17 protein-coding genes and 1 pseudogene are annotated in these 18215 nt (G+C 68.6%); 4 read left to right on the forward strand and 14 right to left on the reverse strand.

The window, feature by feature from the left end:
- Nucleotides 1–5 precede the first annotated feature (5 nt).
- From nuoK to QQM39_RS17635, 11 genes and pseudogenes are all read right to left on the reverse strand, one after another.
- Nucleotides 6–305 (reverse strand): NADH-quinone oxidoreductase subunit NuoK, encoded by a 300-nt coding sequence (gene nuoK, locus QQM39_RS17585; protein WP_003998919.1) that lies wholly within the window; start codon nucleotides 303–305, stop codon nucleotides 6–8.
- The gene (locus QQM39_RS17590; RefSeq protein WP_301997787.1) at nucleotides 302–1144 is read right to left on the reverse strand and encodes an NADH-quinone oxidoreductase subunit J; all 843 of its coding nucleotides are present in this window, start codon (nucleotides 1142–1144) and stop codon (nucleotides 302–304) included. Before QQM39_RS17590 ends, nuoK begins: the two co-directional genes overlap by 4 nt.
- Nucleotides 1141–1782: an NADH-quinone oxidoreductase subunit NuoI gene (gene nuoI / locus QQM39_RS17595; RefSeq protein WP_128432956.1), complete on the reverse strand. Its 642-nt coding sequence runs from the start codon at nucleotides 1780–1782 to the stop codon at nucleotides 1141–1143. Before nuoI ends, QQM39_RS17590 begins: the two co-directional genes overlap by 4 nt.
- On the reverse strand, nucleotides 1775–3139 hold the full coding sequence (gene nuoH / locus QQM39_RS17600) for an NADH-quinone oxidoreductase subunit NuoH (protein ID WP_301997789.1): 1365 nt from the start codon (nucleotides 3137–3139) through the stop codon (nucleotides 1775–1777). Before nuoH ends, nuoI begins: the two co-directional genes overlap by 8 nt.
- Nucleotides 3136–5664: an NADH-quinone oxidoreductase subunit G gene (locus tag QQM39_RS17605; RefSeq protein WP_301997790.1), complete on the reverse strand. Its 2529-nt coding sequence runs from the start codon at nucleotides 5662–5664 to the stop codon at nucleotides 3136–3138. The genes nuoH and QQM39_RS17605 overlap by 4 nt, the downstream gene beginning before the upstream one ends.
- Nucleotides 5661–7013, reverse strand: coding sequence for an NADH-quinone oxidoreductase subunit NuoF (nuoF, locus tag QQM39_RS17610; RefSeq protein WP_301997791.1), 1353 nt, complete (start codon nucleotides 7011–7013; stop codon nucleotides 5661–5663). Before nuoF ends, QQM39_RS17605 begins: the two co-directional genes overlap by 4 nt.
- A complete protein-coding gene (nuoE, locus tag QQM39_RS17615) occupies nucleotides 7010–7882 on the reverse strand; it encodes an NADH-quinone oxidoreductase subunit NuoE (RefSeq protein ID WP_301997792.1) in 873 nt (290 codons plus the stop codon). Before nuoE ends, nuoF begins: the two co-directional genes overlap by 4 nt.
- On the reverse strand, nucleotides 7879–9201 hold the full coding sequence (locus QQM39_RS17620) for an NADH-quinone oxidoreductase subunit D (protein WP_301997794.1): 1323 nt from the start codon (nucleotides 9199–9201) through the stop codon (nucleotides 7879–7881). The genes nuoE and QQM39_RS17620 overlap by 4 nt, the downstream gene beginning before the upstream one ends.
- The gene (locus QQM39_RS17625) at nucleotides 9198–9959 is read right to left on the reverse strand and encodes an NADH-quinone oxidoreductase subunit C (RefSeq protein ID WP_301997795.1); all 762 of its coding nucleotides are present in this window, start codon (nucleotides 9957–9959) and stop codon (nucleotides 9198–9200) included. The genes QQM39_RS17620 and QQM39_RS17625 overlap by 4 nt, the downstream gene beginning before the upstream one ends.
- Nucleotides 9956–10510, reverse strand: a complete 555-nt coding sequence (locus tag QQM39_RS17630) for an NADH-quinone oxidoreductase subunit B family protein (RefSeq protein WP_056552623.1) — start codon at nucleotides 10508–10510, stop codon at nucleotides 9956–9958. The genes QQM39_RS17625 and QQM39_RS17630 overlap by 4 nt, the downstream gene beginning before the upstream one ends.
- A 13-nt stretch (nucleotides 10511–10523) precedes the next feature.
- Nucleotides 10524–10882, reverse strand: a pseudogene (locus tag QQM39_RS17635) (NADH-quinone oxidoreductase subunit A).
- Nucleotides 10883–11593: 711 nt separating this feature from the next.
- Here QQM39_RS17635 and QQM39_RS17640 point away from each other — a divergent pair.
- Nucleotides 11594–12427: a C40 family peptidase gene (locus tag QQM39_RS17640; protein WP_301997800.1), complete on the forward strand. Its 834-nt coding sequence runs from the start codon at nucleotides 11594–11596 to the stop codon at nucleotides 12425–12427.
- Nucleotides 12428–12503: 76 nt separating this feature from the next.
- On the opposite strand, the gene QQM39_RS17645 is transcribed toward QQM39_RS17640, so the two are convergent.
- On the reverse strand, nucleotides 12504–14330 hold the full coding sequence (locus QQM39_RS17645) for an FAD-dependent oxidoreductase (RefSeq protein ID WP_301997803.1): 1827 nt from the start codon (nucleotides 14328–14330) through the stop codon (nucleotides 12504–12506).
- Between the two features lie 108 nt (nucleotides 14331–14438).
- Between QQM39_RS17645 and def the strand changes: the two genes are divergently transcribed.
- Nucleotides 14439–15065: a peptide deformylase gene (def, locus tag QQM39_RS17650; RefSeq protein ID WP_301997804.1), complete on the forward strand. Its 627-nt coding sequence runs from the start codon at nucleotides 14439–14441 to the stop codon at nucleotides 15063–15065.
- A gap of 11 nt (nucleotides 15066–15076) precedes the next feature.
- Here def and QQM39_RS17655 read toward each other — a convergent pair whose 3' ends face one another.
- Nucleotides 15077–16396 (reverse strand): geranylgeranyl reductase family protein, encoded by a 1320-nt coding sequence (locus QQM39_RS17655; RefSeq protein ID WP_301997805.1) that lies wholly within the window; start codon nucleotides 16394–16396, stop codon nucleotides 15077–15079.
- A gap of 98 nt (nucleotides 16397–16494) precedes the next feature.
- Between QQM39_RS17655 and QQM39_RS17660 the strand changes: the two genes are divergently transcribed.
- Both QQM39_RS17660 and QQM39_RS17665 read left to right on the forward strand, forming a co-directional pair.
- A complete protein-coding gene (locus QQM39_RS17660) occupies nucleotides 16495–17034 on the forward strand; it encodes a GNAT family N-acetyltransferase (RefSeq protein WP_301997806.1) in 540 nt (179 codons plus the stop codon).
- An 84-nt stretch (nucleotides 17035–17118) separates the two neighbouring features.
- Entirely contained in the window at nucleotides 17119–17457 is a 339-nt protein-coding gene (locus QQM39_RS17665) for a PASTA domain-containing protein (RefSeq protein ID WP_301997808.1), read from the forward strand.
- 34 nt (nucleotides 17458–17491) lie between these two features.
- On the opposite strand, the gene QQM39_RS17670 is transcribed toward QQM39_RS17665, so the two are convergent.
- A complete protein-coding gene (locus QQM39_RS17670) occupies nucleotides 17492–18187 on the reverse strand; it encodes a demethylmenaquinone methyltransferase (RefSeq protein WP_301997810.1) in 696 nt (231 codons plus the stop codon).
- Nucleotides 18188–18215: the final 28 nt, after the last annotated feature.

Consider the following 18215-nt stretch of genomic DNA (forward strand, 5'->3'; position numbering starts at 1 on the left):
ACCCCTTAGAGCTTCATCAGGCTGGCGTCGTCGACCGAGGCCGAGTGGCGGGAACGGAACAGCGACACGATGATCGCGAGCCCGACCACGACCTCGGCGGCGGCGACGACCATCGTGAAGAAGGCGATGATCTGGCCGTCGAGATTGCCGTGCATCCGGGAGAAGGCGACGAGCGTGAGGTTGCAGGCGTTGAGCATGAGCTCGATGCACATGAAGACGACGATCGCGTTGCGCCTGATCAGCACGCCGGTCGCGCCGATCGTGAACAGCAGGGCGGCCAGGTAGAGGTAGTTGACGGGGTTCACTTGGACGCCTCCTCGGGCCGCTTGAAGGTCGACGGCTCGATCGCGGTCCGCTCCAGCCGCTCCTCCGCGCGCTGTTCCAGAGCCCTGAGGTCGTTGAGCGCCTCGGTGGACACGTCACGGATCTGGCCGCGCTCGCGCAGCGTCTTGCTGACCGTGAGGTCGGAGGGGGTGCCGTCGGGCAGCAGGCCCGCGATGTCGACGGCGTTGTGCCGGGCGTACACGCCGGGCGCCGGCAGCGGCGGGACGTGCTTGCCTTCGCGGACGCGCTGTTCGGACAGCTCGCGCTGCGTCTTGGCGCGCTCGGTGCGCTCGCGGTGGGTGAGCACCATGGCGCCGATGACGGCCGTGATCAGGAGGGCACCGGTGATCTCGAAGGCGAACACGTACTTGGTGAAGAGGAGGGCCGCGAGGCCTTCCACATTGCCGTTCGCGTTCGCCTGGGCGAGGCCGTTGAACTCCGTGATCGAGGCGTTGCCGATGCCTCCGACCAGCAGGATGCCGAAGCCCAGCCCGCAGAGAAGGGCCAGCCAGCGCTGGCCCTTGATGGTCTCCTTCAGGGAGTCCGCGGCCGTGACGCCGACCAGCATCACCACGAACAGGAACAGCATCATGATCGCGCCGGTGTAGACGACGATCTGCACGATGCCCAGGAAGTAGGCGCCGTTGGCGAGGTAGAAGACCGCCAGGATGATCATGGTCCCGGCGAGACAGAGCGCGCTGTGCACGGCCTTCTTCATGAAGACGGTGCACAGGGCGCCGATGACGGCGACGGTGCCGAGGACCCAGAACTGGAAGGCCTCTCCGGTGGAGGTGGAGTAGGCGGCGAGTTGCTCGGTCATCGGCCGATCACCTTCTCGGACGCCGGTTCGTCCTCACCGAAGGTCGTGGCGGCCTCCTGCGGAACCTCGCCCTTGGAGAGGGCCACTTGGCGCTCGGTACCGGGCGCGGCCTCCGTCACCAGACCCCGGTAGTAGTCCTGCTCATCGGTTCCGGGGTAGATGGCGTGGGGCGTGTCGACCATGCCGTCCTCGAGACCGGCGAGCAGTTGCTCCTTGGTGTAGATGAGGTTGGCGCGGCTGGAGTCGGCGAGCTCGAACTCGTTGGTCATCGTCAATGCGCGCGTGGGGCACGCCTCGATGCACAGGCCGCACAGAATGCAGCGGGCGTAGTTGATCTGGTAGACGCGGCCGTACCTCTCACCCGGCGAGTAGCGCTCCTCGTCGGTGTTGTCGGCGCCCTCCACATAGATGGCGTCGGCGGGGCAGGCCCAGGCGCACAGCTCGCAGCCGACGCACTTCTCCAGGCCGTCCGGATGGCGGTTGAGCTGGTGCCGTCCGTGGAAGCGGGGAGCGGTGGTCTTCTGCTGCTCCGGGTACTGCTCGGTCAGCCGCTTCTTGAACATGGCCTTGAAGGTCACGCCGAAGCCTGCGACGGGGTTCATGAAACCGGGCTTGGTCTCCTTGGGCTCCTCAGCCATCGGACGCCTCCTTTCCATCCAGAGATCCATCACTCTGAGTATCGGGCCCACCACTGACAATCAGCTCCCGCTCGCGGCGCGAGCGGCGCCGAGGCACCGGTGGAAGCTCCTGTCCGGGCAGTGGCGGTACGGGGAATCCGCCCGCCATCGCGTCGAAGCCGGCGGGTTCCTCGACGGGTTGCGCGCCCGCCTTCGTCCGCTCGCGGAACATGTCCGCGACGAAGGAGAGGAGCAGCAGCGCGAGGACGCCGCCACCGACGTAGAGGGCGATGTCGGCGAAGTCGTAGTTCTCGTTCCGGAGGGTCCGCACGGTCGCGACGAGCATCAGCCAGACGACGGAGACCGGGATGAGGACCTTCCAGCCGAGCTTCATCAGCTGGTCGTAGCGGACGCGAGGCAGCGTGCCGCGCAGCCAGATGAAGAAGAAGAGCAGCAGCTGGACCTTGATCACGAACCAGAGCAACGGCCACCAGCCGTGGTTCGCGCCCTCCCAGAAGGCGCTGACCGGGTACGGCGCCCGCCAGCCGCCCAGGAAGAGCGTCACGGACACGGCCGAGACCGTCACCATGTTCACGTACTCGGCGAGCATGAACATCGCGAACTTGATCGACGAGTACTCGGTGTTGAAGCCGCCGACCAGGTCGCCCTCGGACTCCGGCATGTCGAACGGGGCGCGGTTGGTCTCGCCGACCATCGTCACGATGTAGATCAGGAAGGAGACCGGCAGCAGGACGATGTACCAGCGATCCTGCTGCGCCTCGACGATCGTCGAGGTCGACATCGACCCGGAGTAGAGGAACACCGAGGCGAAGGCGGCGCCCATGGCGATCTCGTACGAGATCATCTGGGCGCAGGACCGCAGGCCACCGAGCAGCGGATACGTCGATCCGGAACTCCAACCCGCCAGCACGATGCCGTAGATGCCGACCGAGGCGACGGCGAGGATGTAGAGCATCGCGATCGGCAGGTCGGTGAGCTGCATGGTGGTGCGGTGGCCGAGGATCGAGATCTCGTTGCCGGCCGGGCCGAAGGGGATCACCGCGATCGCCATGAAGGCCGGGATGGCCGCGACGATCGGCGCGAGGACGTAGACCACCTTGTCCGCGCGTTTGACGATGACGTCTTCCTTGAGCATCAGCTTGATGCCGTCGGCGAGCGACTGGAGCATGCCCCAGGGGCCGTGCCGGTTGGGGCCGATGCGCAGCTGCATCCAGGCGACGACCTTGCGCTCCCAGACGATGGAGAACAGCACGGTCACCATCAGGAAGGCGAAGCAGAACACCGCCTTGATGACGACCAGCCACCAGGGGTCGCGGCCGAACATCGAGAGGTCTTCAGCAGCGAGGAAAGGGCTCATGCCTCCACCTCCTGAGGGGCCTCGGACGCGAGGATCGCCGGGCCGATGCGGACGAGTGAGCCGGGCAACGCCCCGGTGTCGGAGGCGACGCCACTGCCCATGGAGTTCAGCGGGAGCCACACCACCCGGTCGGGCATCTCCGTGATCTGCAGCGGGAGTTCGACGACTCCGGCGGTGCCGGTCACGGCAAGCATGTCGCCTTCCTTGACGCCGGCCTCGGCAGCCGTGGCGGCCGACAGGCGCGCGTGCGCGGCGTGCCGGGTGCCGGCGAGCGCTTCGTCACCCGCCTGGAGGAGGCCCTGGTCGAGCAGCAGCCGGTGCCCGGCCAGTACGGCCTCACCGGCGGCCGGTCGCGGCAACTGGGCGGCGATCTCCAGGGGGGCGGTGGCCCGTGGTCCGTCCCAGGCGCCGAGCCGGTCGATCTCCGCGCGCGTGGTGCGCAGATCCGGCAGACCCAGGTGTACGTCCATGGCGTCGGCCAGCATCTGCAGCACGCGCGCGTCGGTCGGGGCCAGGCGGCGGGTCATCTGGTCGGGTTTGAGCGCGACCTCGAAGAACCGCACCCGGCCCTCCCAGTTGAGGAAGGTTCCCGCCTTCTCGGCGACCGCGGCGACGGGCAGCACGACATCGGCGAGTTCGGTCACCTCACCGGGCCGCAGCTCCAGCGACACCACGAAGCCGACCTCGGCGAGCGCCTCACGCGCGCGTGCCGGATCAGGCAGGTCGGCGACCTCGACGCCCGCGACCAGCAGGGCCTGGAGTTCGCCCGTTGCGGCGGCCTCGACGATCTGGCCGGTGTCCCGGCCGTAACGGTGCGGGAGTTCGGCCAGGCCCCAGACGGCCGCGACCTCCTCACGCGCGCGTGGGTCGGTCGCGGGACGTCCACCCGGCAGCAGCGTCGGCAGCGCACCGGCCTCGACGGCACCGCGCTCCCCCGCCCGGCGCGGGATCCACACCAGCTGGGCGCCGGTCGCGGCCGCGGCCCGTCCGGCGGCGGTGAGCCCACCGGCCACACCGGCCAGTCGCTCACCGACGACGATCACCGCGCCCTCGGTGCGCAGCGCCTCGGCCGCCTTCGCCCCGTCCCCCTCCAGGCCGACACCACTCGCGAGCGCGTCCAGCCACTCGGTCTCGGTGCCGGGAGCGGCGGGCAGCAGCGTGCCGCCGGCCTTCTCCAGACCGCGCGTGGAGTACGTGGCGAGTGAGAAGACCTTCTGGCCGTGCTTGCGCCAGGCCTTGCGCAGGCGCAGGAAGATGCCGGGCGCCTCCTCCTCGGCCTCGAACCCGGCCAGCAGGACGGCCGGTGCCTTCTCCAGGAAGGTGTACGTGACGCCCGTACCGTCCAGGTCACGGCCGTGACCGGCGATCCGCGCGGCGAGGAAGTCGGCTTCCTCGCCGCTGTGCACGCGCGCGCGGAAGTCGATGTCGTTGGTGTCGAGCGCCACGCGCGCGAACTTGCTGTACGCGTAGGCGTCCTCGATGGTGAGTCGGCCGCCGGTCAGGACCCCGGTCCGGCCGCGTGAGGCGAGCAGCCCCTGGGCCGCGATCTGCAGCGCCTCCGGCCAGGAGGCCGGTTCGAGGTCGCCCTCGGCGTTGCGCACGAGCGGCGTCTGAAGCCGGTCGCGCTGCTGGGCGTACCGGAACGCGAACCGGCCCTTGTCGCAGATCCACTCCTCGTTGACCTCGGGGTCGTTGGCCGCGAGCCGCCGCATGACCTTGCCGCGCCGGTGATCCGTGCGCGTCGCGCAGCCGCCGGAGCAGTGCTCGCACACCGACGGCGAGGAGACGAGGTCGAAGGGGCGGGAGCGGAACCGGTACGCCGCCGAGGTCAGCGCGCCGACCGGGCAGATCTGGATGGTGTTCCCGGAGAAGTACGACTCGAAGGGGTCTCCCTCGCCGGTGCCGACCTGCTGGAGCGCACCCCGCTCGACCAGTTCGATCATCGGGTCGCCCGCGACCTGGTTGGAGAACCGGGTGCACCGGGCGCACAGCACGCACCGCTCACGGTCGAGCAGCACCTGCGTGGAGATCGGGACGGGCTTCTCGTACGTCCGCTTCCTTCCCTCGAAGCGGGACTCGGCGTGCCCGTGTGACATGGCCTGGTTCTGCAGCGGGCACTCGCCGCCCTTGTCGCAGACGGGGCAGTCCAGCGGGTGGTTGATGAGCAGGAGCTCCATCACACCCTTCTGGGCCTTCTCGGCGACCGGTGAGGTGAGGTGCGTCTTCACGACCATGCCGTCGGTGCACGTGATCGTGCAGGACGCCATCGGCTTGCGCTGGCCCTCGACCTCGACGATGCACTGGCGGCAGGCGCCGGCCGGGTCGAGGAGCGGGTGGTCGCAGAAGCGGGGGATCTCGATGCCGAGCTGCTCGGCGGCCCGGATGACCAGGGTGCCCTTGGGCACGCTGATCTCGACGCCGTCGATGGTCAGCGAGACGAGGTCCTCCGGCGGGACCGCCGCCTCTCCCCCTCCGGAGGGGCGCTGGCCCGCGGCGGAGCCGCCAATCGACTGCTGTACAGTCATGCGTTCACCTCCGTGCGGTGGTCGGCCCAGGCCGTCGACTTGGCCGGGTCGAAGGGGCAGCCGCGGCCCGTGATGTGCTGCTCGTACTCCTCGCGGAAGTACTTCAGCGAGGAGAAGATCGGCGAGGCGGCACCGTCGCCGAGAGCGCAGAAGGACTTGCCGTTGATGTTGTCGGCGATGTCGTTCAGCTTGTCGAGGTCACTCATCACGCCCTTGCCGGCCTCGATGTCGCGCAGCAACTGCACGAGCCAGTACGTGCCTTCGCGGCAGGGCGTGCACTTGCCGCAGGACTCGTGGGCGTAGAACTCGGTCCAGCGGGTGACGGCGCGGACGACGCAGGTCGTCTCGTCGAAGCACTGGAGCGCTTTCGTGCCGAGCATGGAACCCGCGGCACCCACTCCTTCGTAGTCAAGAGGGACATCGAGGTGCTCGTCGGTGAACATCGGCGTCGAGGAGCCGCCCGGTGTCCAGAACTTGAGGCGATGGCCGGGGCGCATCCCGCCGCTCATTTCGAGGAGCTGGCGGAGTGTGATGCCGAGTGGGGCCTCGTACTGGCCGGGGCTCGCGACATGGCCGCTGAGCGAGTAGAGCGTGAAGCCCGGGGACTTCTCGCTGCCCATCGACCGGAACCAGTCTTTGCCCCGATGCAGAATCGCGGGAACCGACGCGATCGACTCGACGTTGTTCACAACAGTCGGGCAGGCGTAGAGACCTGCCACCGCAGGGAAGGGGGGACGAAGCCGCGGTTGACCACGGCGGCCTTCGAGCGAGTCGAGCAGTGCGGTCTCCTCACCGCAGATGTACGCGCCGGCGCCGGCGTGCACGGTGAGTTCGAGGTCGAGTCCGCTGCCCAGGATGTTCTCGCCGAGGTAACCCGCCGCGTAGGCCTCGCGCACGGCCTCGTGCAACCGCCGCAGAACGGGGACGACTTCACCACGCAGATAGATGAAGGCATGCGAAGACCTGATGGCATAACACGCGATGACAATGCCCTCGATGAGGCTATGCGGGTTCGCGAAGAGGAGCGGAATGTCCTTGCAGGTTCCGGGCTCCGATTCGTCGGCGTTGACAACTAGATAGTGCGGTTTTCCATCACCCTGGGGAATGAACTGCCATTTCATTCCCGTCGGGAATCCCGCGCCGCCGCGCCCGCGCAGACCGGAGTCCTTGACGTACGCGATCAGGTCGTCCGGCGACATGGCGAGCGCCTTGCGAAGCCCCTCGTATCCTTCGTGCCTTCGGTAGACGTCCAGCGTCCAGGACCTGTCCTCGTCCCAGAAGGCCGACAGCACGGGTGCGAGCAGCTTCTCGGGGCTGGTGTCTTTCAGCTCGGGTGCCAAGGTCATCACTCCCCCTCCTCGGCGGTAGGCCCTGCCGGGTGGGCGGGGTCGGATGCCGATGTGTCCTGCGGCGCGTCATGCGCACTGAGGTGCTCGGTCGGAGACGGCTCGTGCACCGCGCTGTCCTGCGGCTCGTCATGCGGGCCGCCGTCCCGCGGATGGACCACGCGCGCGGGTGCGGTCTCTCCCTTGGCCAGGCGGAGGCCCACCAGCGAGGCCGGTCCCGCACTGCCGCTTGCCTCGACGGCCCCGGGCCGCTCGTCGGGGAAGCCGGCCAGGATCCGCGCGGTCTCCTTGAAGGTGCACAGCCGCGCTCCGCGCGTCGGCTCGACGGTCCGCCCCGCGCGCAGGTCGTCGACGAGGCGCTTGGCGCTCGACGGGGTCTGGTTGTCGAAGAACTCCCAGTTGACCATCACGACCGGCGCGAAGTCGCAGGCCGCGTTGCACTCGATGTGCTCCAGGGTGACCTTGCCGTCGTCGGTGGTCTCGCCGTTGCCGACGCCCAGGTGCTCCTGGAGCTCCTCGAAGATCGCGTCACCGCCCATCACCGCGCACAAGGTGTTGGTGCAGACGCCCACCTGATAGTCACCGCTCGGCTTGCGCCGGTACATGGTGTAGAAGGTGGCGACCGCGGTGACCTCGGCCGTGGTCAGGTGCAGCATGTCCGCGCAGAACTGCATCCCGGTGCGCGTGACATGGCCCTCCTCCGACTGCACGAGGTGCAGCAACGGCAGGAGGGCGGACCGGGAGTCCGGGTAGCGGGCGATGATCTCGCGCGCGTCGGCCTCCAGCCGCGCTCGAACGTCGTCCGGGTAGCCGGGCGCGGGCAGTTCGGGCATGCCCAGGCTGACGCCCCGCTCCGAAGAAGAGGTGGTCACCGGTCGACGCCTCCCATCACGGGGTCGATGGACGCGACGGCGACGATGACGTCGGCGACCTGGCCGCCCTCGCACATCGCCGCCATGGCTTGCAGGTTGGTGAAGGACGGGTCGCGGAAGTGGACCCGGAAGGGGCGGGTGCCGCCGTCGGAGACGGCATGCACCCCGAGCTCGCCCTTGGGTGACTCGACGGCCGCGTACGCCTGTCCCGGCGGGACGCGGAAGCCCTCGGTGACCAGCTTGAAGTGGTGGATCAGGGCCTCCATGGAGGTGCCCATGATCTTCTTGATGTGGTCGAGGGAGTTGCCGAGCCCGTCCGGTCCCAGGGCGAGCTGCGCGGGCCAGGCGATCTTCTTGTCGGCGACCATGACCGGGCCGGGCTGCAGCCGGTCCAGGCACTGCTCGACGATCCCGAGCGACTGCCGCATCTCTTCCAGGCGGATCAGGAAGCGCCCGTAGGAGTCGCAGGTGTCGGCGGTCGGGATTTCGAAGTCGTACGTCTCGTAGTCGCAGTACGGCTGTGCCTTGCGCAGGTCGTGCGGCAGGCCGGTGGAGCGCAGGATCGGGCCGGTGGCGCCGAGGGCCATGCAGCCGGCCAGGTCGAGGTAGCCGATGTCCTGCATGCGGGCCTTGAAGATGGGGTTCCCGGTGGCGAGCTTGTCGTACTCCGGGAGGTTCTTCTTCATCTTCTTCACGAATTCGCGGATCTGGTCCACCGCGCCGGGCGGCAGATCCTGGGCGAGTCCGCCGGGCCGGATGTACGCGTGGTTCATCCGCAGGCCCGTGATGAGCTCGTAGATGTCGAGAATCATTTCACGATCACGGAATCCGTAGATCATGATCGTGGTGGCGCCGAGTTCCATGCCGCCGGTGGCGATGCACACCAGGTGGGAGGAGAGCCGGTTCAGCTCCATCAGGAGCACTCGGATGATCTTGGCGCGCTCGGTGATCTGGTCCTCGATGCCGAGGAGTTTCTCGACGGCGAGACAGTAGGCGGTCTCGTTGAAGAAGGACGTCAGGTAATCCATGCGCGTCACGAACGTGGTGCCCTGCGTCCAGGTCCGGTACTCGAGGTTCTTCTCGATGCCGGTGTGGAGGTAGCCGATGCCGCAGCGGGCCTCGGTGACCGTCTCGCCGTCGATCTCCAGGATCAGGCGGAGCACTCCGTGGGTGGAGGGGTGCTGCGGACCCATGTTGAGGACGATGCGCTCGTCGTCGGCGCGGGCCGCGGCCTGGACGACCTCGTCCCAGTCGCCACCGGTGACCGTATATACGGTGCCCTCGGTGGTTTCGCGGGGGGATGCTGACTGCGTGCTCACGAGTACGACCTCCGCTGGTCCGGAGCCGGGATCTGGGCGCCCTTGTACTCGACGGGGATGCCGCCGAGGGGGTAGTCCTTGCGCTGCGGGTGGCCCTGCCAGTCGTCCGGCATCATGATCCGCGTCAGGGCCGGGTGACCGTCGAAGACGATGCCGAAGAAGTCGTACGTCTCGCGCTCGTGCCAGTCGTTCGTCGGGTACACGGAGACGAGCGACGGGATGTGCGGGTCGCTGTCCGGGGCGCTGACTTCGAGGCGGATCAGCCGGTTGTGGGTGATCGAGCGCAGGTGGTAGACGGCGTGCAGCTCGCGGCCCTTGTCGCTGAGGTAGTGGACGCCGCTGACGCCGGTGCACAGTTCGAAGCGCAGGGCCGGGTCGTCGCGCAGGGTGCGGGCGACGCGGACCAGGTGCTCGCGTTCGATGTGGAAGGTGAGTTCGCCGCGGTCGACGACCGTCTTCTCGATGGCGTTGCCGGGGAGGAGTCCCTGTTCCTCCAGCGCGCCCTCGAGTTCGTCGGCGACCTCGTCGAACCAGCCTCCGTAGGGACGGCTCGCCGGTCCCGGGAGCCGGACCGAGCGGACCAGGCCCCCGTAGCCGGAGGTGTCGCCGCCGTTGTCGGCGCCGAACATGCCGCGCTGGACGCGGATCTCCTCGCCTCCCTGGCCGCGCTGGCCCGGGAGGTTGGAGGCGCTGAGGTCCTTCTCGGGGTTGACCCCGTTCGACCCGTTCGCCCCGTTGGTGCCGTTGGCGTCGCTCACCGCAGCAGCCCCTTCATCTCGATCGTGGGCAGGGCCTTGAGCGCCGCTTCCTCCGCTTCCCGGGCAGCCTCCTCGGCGTTCACGCCGAGCTTGGAGGTCTGGATCTTCTGGTGCAGCTTGAGGATGGCGTCCAGCAGCATCTCCGGCCGTGGCGGGCAGCCGGGGAGATAGATGTCGACCGGGACGATGTGGTCGACGCCCTGGACGATCGCGTAGTTGTTGAACATGCCGCCCGAGGAGGCGCAGACCCCCATGGAGATCACCCACTTGGGGTTCGGCATCTGGTCGTAGACCTGCCTGAGCACCGGCGCCATCTTCTGGCTGACCCGGCCGGCGACGATCATCAGGTCGGCCTGGCGCGGCGAGCCGCGGAAGACCTCCATGCCGAAGCGCGCCAGGTCGTAGCGGCCGGCGCCGGTGGTCATCATCTCGATGGCGCAGCAGGCGAGGCCGAAGGTGGCCGGGAAGACGGACGCCTTGCGCACCCAGCCCGCGGCCTGCTCGACGGTAGTCAGCAGGAATCCGCTCGGCAGCTTTTCTTCGAGTCCCATGTCTTAAGGCCCCTCAGTCCCATTCCAGGCCGCCGCGCCGCCATACGTACGCGTACGCGACGAAGACGGTGAGCACGAAGAGCAGCATCTCCACGAGCCCGAAAACACCCAGGGCGTCGAAGGTGACGGCCCAGGGGTAGAGGAAGACGATCTCGATATCGAAAATGATGAAGAGCATCGCCGTCAGGTAGTACTTGATGGGGAAGCGCCCGCCGCCGGCCGGCGTGGGGGTCGGCTCGATACCGCACTCGTAGGCCTCGAGCTTGGCCCGGTTGTATCGCTTCGGACCGATCAGCGTGGCCATGACCACGGAGAAGATCGCAAAGCCTGCCCGAGGGCTCCCAGTACGAGGATGGGCGCATACGCGTTCACCGCTCCTCGCTCCTCTCAGTCGGCACTGACTGCTGGCGGTTGCACTGGGCTCACAGCTGCCTCACCAGTCCCACGAGCCCCGCTGGTTCCGGCGAAGATCGAGAACATGTGAAGCAGGTCACAAGCCCAACTGCCTCGCATCTTATGCCCGCCGCTCTGTGATCTGCGACACGGGGTATTGCACAAGCTTTGTGATCTCCACCACCTGACGAAGGATCATGAAGCCGGATGAGCAGTGATCTTCACACGAGAAGCGTCCAGGTGATCACCAGAGGTGACATTTCCGCTCGTTGATGCAGCTCGGAAGGGTCGTCTCAATATCAAGAGAGTTCCCTTGCATGCAAATTGGCGCTGGACAGGAGGCCTTGATAGTGGCGCATTCACACATGAGAGGGAGCCTCGGAGCGGGATGTGGACGCGTGCACGCGTTCACGAGCGGTGGGAGGCGGGATCCGGGCACGGGACGCGCACATCGCCGTAACCGTTGCGTGACCTCTGCCACACCGATACAAGATCCCGAGAACCGGGCTTGGCCACCGGTCCCAACAAGTGCTAAGCGATGGGCAATTCGGACTTAATGATGAAAGCCCGTGATCACGGGCGGGATCGAGAGGGTCCGCAATGTCCGTTACGGCGTCAATAAAGGGCGCAGCCTTGGGAAATTGGGGCGGCGGTTGAGTAATTGTGGCGCAGCCCACGTTTCTTGAAGGTATGGAGGAGCCCCTGATACCGGTTGTTCTCATGTCCCACACCGCTCACATACGTAGCCACCGGAAGCCCCGCCGCGGCGCATCGACGACCATCGCGATGCGTGCCGGAGTTGCCGGTGGCGTCCTCAGCATGGCAGCGGCTGGTGCTGCGGCCACGGCGAACGCCGCCGAGCCGGTTACGCAGACCATCGAACTGCCCACCCTCACGGGTGACCTGGCGGACCAGCTCGCCCAGTCCGCGGACGCCACTCAGCTGGCGGCGGCGAACTACGAGCTCGACGCCGAGCGTGACGCGGCCGCCGCCGCGGCGGCCAAGGAAGCCAAGAAGGACCTCGCCGAGGCCAAGAAGAAGGCCGAGGCGAAGAAGAAGGCCGAGGAGGCCCGCCGGGCCGCCGCAGAGGCCGCCGCCTCGCGCAGCGCCGAGCGGGCCACCCTGTCCGCCTCCGCGAGCACGAGCACGGACGTGGCCGCTCCCGCCAGCGGCAGCGTCGCGACCGTCATCTCCTTCCTCCAGGCACAGGTCGGCGACGCGTACGTCCTGGGTGCCACCGGCCCCAACGCGTGGGACTGCTCCAGCCTGGTCCAGGCCGCGTTCAAGCAGGTCGGCGTCGACCTGCCGCGGGTCTCGCAGGACCAGTCGATGGCCGGCACCGACATCCCGCTTTCGCAGATCCAGGTCGGCGACATCCTGCACTGGGGCGGCAAGGGCTCGGCGTACCACGTGGGCGTCTACATCGGTAACGGCCAGTACCTGGACGCGGCCAACCCCTCCAAGGGCGTCGTCATCCAGGACCTGTCCGGGTACCCGGCGTCGGGCGCGGTGCGCGTCCTCTGAGTCGCAGGGATCACCGTGAGGGCCGCAGCCGCTCGGGGGCAGCGGCCCTTATGTCTCGGCCGGGAACCCTTTCGGCTCAGCCCAGGTCGAAGGTGTTGGGCAGGCCCAGCTTGTAGCGCACCTCGTCGACGCGCTTCAGCGGCTCCAGCTCCGGGGGCCGGTACAGCTCCCAGATCCGGCAGCGTTCGGCGTCCGAATCGTCCGCTTCCAGGAGGGCGTTGACGGCCAGGCGGGCGGATTCGTTGGCGCCCTCCATCGTCGCCAGGTCGACGTCCGTGCGGACGTAGTCGCCCGCGAGGAAGAAGTTCGGGACCTTCGTGTGGGCCGTGGGGCGGTTGTAGAGGGTGCCCGTGGGGTGGATGAGGAGCTGCTCGCGGTTCTGCGGGTCGGGGCCGCCCAGGCCCGTCACCGCCGGGTCCATGAACCAGCCGAGGCGGTCCTCGTCCCGGAGCGTGGTCTTGCCGGCGTCGTTCAGGCCGTCCTTCAGCTGGGCCCAGAGTTCGGCGACGACCTCCTCCTTGGTGCACTCCTTGGCTGTCTTGCCGTACAGGATGCCGGGCTTGTCCCATTCCGAGATGATCGCGGAGAGGCACTCATGGGCCCGGCCGTCGCCGTAGTCGCGCGCGAAGTCCCGTCCGTCCCAGAACTGGGCCTGGCCGATGGCGGTCACCGACCAGGGTGAGTCGAGGCAGTTGATGTGGCCGTGCACGACCGGTGTCGGGGTGCGCAGGTAGAACATCACGCCGGTCATCCAGTCCGTCTGCAGCGCGTCGCACTTCGCGAGCTGCGGATCGGCCGCACGCAGGGCCGGGCCCCACGTCACGCGTGCGTGCTCGACGGGCAGTGCGGAGATGTAGTGGTCGGCGGTGACCGTCCGTTCGTCGGCGCCGTCGCGGGCCGAGACGCGGACGCCGGTCACCCGGCCGCCGTCGTAGAGGACCTCGTGGGCCTGGGTGCCGAGGGCGAACCGGACGCCGAGGGAGCGCAGGTGGGCCTCCCAGGGGTCGATCCAGGCCTCGCTGGTAGGGGCGTTCAGGATGCGGTCGATGTCGGCGTCGCCGTCCATGCCGCGGCCGAGCAGGCCCCACAGGAGCAGGGCCTCGATGATGACGCGTCCGACGGTTCGGGTGGACGCCACCTCCGCGCGGGTGGCGACGAGGTTGCGGGTCTGGCCGATACCGAGGACGGTCCGGTACTCCTCGCTCATCTCCTCGGCGCGTATGAAGTCCCACCACGCGACCTTCTCCCACTCCTCCTCGCGGCGGGCGTCGCAGCTGGTGAGGTGGACGAGGAGGCGGTCGGCGAAGTAGGCGGCCTCGTGGGCGGGGAGGCGAAGGCCGAGGTCCAGCACCGAGAGGAGCTGGTCGCGGATCCAGCTGAGGGTGAGGTCGCCGGGGCGGGGCGGGGTGGTGGCACGGCGGAGCGGGAAGTGCAGGTCGGGGCGGCCGTCGGCGCGGGCGAACAGGGCCTCGGTGCCGCTGCGGAGGTTGTCGTGGACGCCGTTCGCGTTGCCGGGGACGGGGATGCGGCGCATGGTGTCCGGCAGGTTCCGGTAGAAGCCGGGGAAGAAGCGGAAGCCGTGTTCGGCGGGGAGGTCCGCGCGGCCACCGGTCGCCGTCCCCGGGACCGGCATCGAGCGGGCCTTGCCGCCGAGGGTGTCGTAGTACTCGTAGACGGTGACGGCGTAGCCGCGTTCGGCGAGTTCGTGGGCGGCGCTCAGGCCGGAGACTCCACCGCCGAGGACGGCGACGCTTTTACCCGAAGCTGCCTTCGCGCTTCCCGCCGGCCATAAGGCGAGGGCGCCGGCCACTCCCCCGGCACCGGCCAGAAAGCGTCTGCGGGTGTGGCCGGATCGCGCGTGACCTGTCTTCTCCTGGGGCTCCTGCGTGTGTTCTGTTGTCATGAGTCCGTGAGGGTAGGGAGGGTCCGCGGAGGTCGGAAGCCCGTTTCCTCGCCGGCCACAGCATCCTCACAACGCGCAACAGCACAAGGACAACAAGGAGAGACAGCGATGCCCAGCGTTTTCGTGCAAGGCAGGCCCGTCGAGTCGTATCCGCCGCTCGCGCCCGAGGCCCGGCGCGGGTCGGTGCGCAGGATCACCGAGGTGGGTGAAGAGGTGCTGCACAAGCCGTGCCGGGATGTCACCGAGTTCGGGCCCGATCTCGCCGCGCTCATCGACGACATGTTCCTGACGATGTACATCGCCGACGGGGCGGGACTGGCGGCGAACCAGGTCGGCGTCGATCTGCGGCTGTTCGTGTACGACTGCCCGGACGACGACGGGGTCCGGCATGTCGGGCACATCGTGAACCCGGTGCTGGAGCCCCTCGACCCGGCCGGGCGCAGGCTGCTCGACGACAGCGAGGGCTGCCTCTCCGTGCCGGGCGCGGTGATGGAGGTACCGCGTCCGGACCGGGCCGTGGTGCGTGGGTACGACAAGGACGGCGAGCCGCTGGTGATCGAGGGCACGGGGTACTTCGCCCGCTGCCTCGCCCATGAGACCGACCACGTGAGCGGCCATGTCTACCTGGACCGGATCTCCAAGCGCGAACGCAAGGACGCGCTGCGGCAGGTGGCGGACCGGCGGGAGGAGGTCTTCGCACGCCGGGCCGCCAACATCGAGGCCCTCAACGGCTAGTCGCCGCCGGGTCAGGCCTTCGGTGCCACCTTGCTCAGCCCGTTGATGATCCGGTCCATCGCGTCGCCGCCCGTCGGGTCGGTGAGGTTGGCCAGGAGCTTCAGGGTGAACTTCATCAGGACCGGGTGGGTCAGGCCGCGCTGGGCCGCGATCTTCATGACCTTCGGGTTGCCGATGAGCTTCACGAAGGCGCGGCCCAGCGTGTAGTAGCCGCCGTAGGTGTCCTTCAGGACGCGCGGGTAGCGCTGAAGGGCGAGTTCACGCCCGGCCGGGGTCGAGCGGGCGTGGGCCTGGACGATGACGTCGGCGGCGATCTGGCCGGACTCCATGGCGTAGGCGATGCCCTCGCCGTTGAAGGGGTTCACCAGGCCGCCGGCGTCGCCGACCAGCAGCAGGCCCTTGGTGTAGTGCGGTTGGCGGTTGAAGGCCATGGGGAGGGCGGCGCCGCGGATCGGGCCGGTCATGTTGTCCGGGGTGTAGCCCCAGTCCTCGGGCATGGAGGCGCACCAGGCCTTCAGGACCTCGCGCCAGTCCAGCTCCTTGAAGGAGTCGGAGGTGTTCAGGACGCCGAGGCCGACGTTCGACGTGCCGTCGCCCATGCCGAAGATCCAGCCGTAGCCGGGGAGGAGGCGGTCCTCGCCTGGGCCGCGGCGGTCCCACAGTTCCAGCCAGGACTCCAGGTAGTCGTCCTCGTGGCGGGGGCTTTCGAAGTACGTCCGTACGGCCACGCCCATCGGGCGGTCCTCGCGGCGGTGCAGGCCCATAGCGAGGGACAGGCGCGTGGAGTTGCCGTCGGCGGCGACCACCAGGGGCGCGTGGAAGGTGACCTCGCGCTTCTCCTCGCCGAGCTTGGCGTGGACGCCGGTGATGCGGCCGGTGCGGTCGTCGATGATCGGGGCGCCGACGTTGCAGCGCTCGTAGAGGCGGGCGCCTGCCTTCTGGGCCTGGCGGGCGAGTTGCTCGTCGAAGTCGTCGCGCTTGCGGACGAGGCCGTAGTCGGGGAAGGAGGCGAGGTCGGGCCAGTCCAGCTGGAGGCGTACGCCGCCGCCGATGATCCTCAGGCCCTTGTTGCGCAGCCAGCCGGCTTCCTCGGAGATGTCGATGCCCATCGCCACCAGCTGTTTGACGGCGCGTGGGGTCAGACCGTCACCGCAGACCTTCTCCCTCGGGAACTCGGTCTTCTCCAGCAGGAGGACGTCGAGGCCGGACTTGGCCAGGTGGTACGCCGTCGTGGAGCCGGCCGGCCCCGCGCCCACGACGATCACATCGGCGGTGTTCTCGGAGAGGGGCGAGGAGACAGGTGAGGAGAGTGGCTCGGTCACGTCGGTCACGGCGGGATCTCCCCAAGTTCGAAATCTGTGTGCCGACCGGCACTGGACATGGGCAGTCTATTCAGCAGCATTGATCACTCGGCTGAAGGGCTGCCTCCGTGAACCGAGCTCTCCCTGTCGTACGGCTCCGTGTCCCCATCGACGAGGACGCCGTCGCCTGGCACCGGGTCTTCGCCCACCCCGATGTCATGGAGTTCCACGGCGGCCGGGCCGCGGAGCTGTCCGTCTACGAAGAGCTCACCGCCCGTCAGCGCCGGCACGACGCCGAGCGCGGGTTCTGCCTGTGGACCATGCTCGACGAGAACGAGCAGGTCGTCGGCTTCACCGGAGCCCAGCCGTGGGAACGGCCCTGGGGCCCCACGGGGGAGATCGAGATCGGCTGGCGGCTCGGGCGGGAGCACTGGGGCAAGGGGTACGTCACGGCGGCCGCGCGGTTGACGCTGGCGCGGGTGCGGGCGGCCGGGGTGCCGAGCGTGGTGGCGATGGTCGACGCCCGCAACGAGCGGTCGATCGCGGTGACGCGGCGGCTGGAGATGCGCCTCGCCGAAGTGTTCACGACACCGGATGCGCGGCATCAGGGGCACTGCTACCGGCTCGATCTTGACGCCGGGTCCACAGCCCTTAGTGACTCTGAGTAATTCAACTGCTACAGAAAGGTACTTGACGCTTCCGGGCGGCATCCCCGCACGGTTACCCTGCCAGTACCGCTGGGGGTGACATCTGTGCGCATAACACCCAAAAAGCCCGAGGTGCGCGTACCGAAGTTCGTCGGACTGATGGCCATGGACGCGCGCGAGGCAGCGAAGTCGCACGGCCTGCTCCTCAACGCGCCGGACCGGCCGGACTTCCACCTCACCGTCGTCGACTACGTCGTACGCCAGCATCCCCAACCCGGCTCCGAGGTGCCGCGGCACTCGATGGTCTACGTCTGGTTCGACTTCGGCGAGGGTGAGGGCGGCGGAGGCGTACGCGAGCCACGCCTCCCGTGGCCGCCGCAGGGCGGGCTGGAGCGCGAACTCGACGAGCCCGGAGATCCGTACCCCGTCGTCAGCTCTGCGTGACGCCTGCCGCTCAGCTCCGCTTGAAGTCTGCCGCTCAGCTCTGCTTGAAGCCCCGGTGCAGGGCCACCACTCCGCCCGTCAGGTTCCGCCAGGCCACCTTCGACCAGCCGGCCTTGCGCAGGCGTTCGGCGAGGGCCGGCTGGTCGGGCCAGGCGCGGATGGACTCGGCGAGGTAGACGTACGCCTCGGGGTTCGAGGACACCGCGCGGGCGACCGGGGGCAGGGCGCGCATCAGGTACTCGGTGTAGACCGTGCGGAAGGGCGCCCAGGTCGGGTGCGAGAACTCGCAGATCACGACCCGGCCGCCGGGCCGCGTCACCCGGTACATCTCACGCAGGGCGGCGTCGAAGTCCTGGACGTTGCGCAGCCCGAAGGAGATGGTGACCGCGTCGAAGGTGTCGTCCTTGAACGGCAGCCGCGTCGCGTCGCCCGCCGTGAGCGGCAGCCACGGATGCTTCCTCTTGCCGACCTGGAGCATGCCGAGGGAGAAGTCGCAGGGGACGACGTACGCGCCCGTCTGCGCGAACGGCAGGGACGAGGTGGCCGTACCGGCCGCCAGGTCGAGGACCTTCTGCGCGGGGCGGGCGTCGACCGCCTTCGCCACCTCCCTGCGCCACACACGGTCCTGGCCGAGCGACAGCACGTCGTTCGTCAGGTCGTACCGTTCCGCCACGTCGTCGAACATCGAGGCGACTTCGTGCGGCTGCTTGTTCAGGGAAGCGCGGGTCACGTGTCCATTCTTGCAGCCGCCCGCACAG

It is taken from the genome of Streptomyces sp. DT2A-34, assembly GCF_030499515.1.
GTDB lineage: Bacteria > Actinomycetota > Actinomycetes > Streptomycetales > Streptomycetaceae > Streptomyces.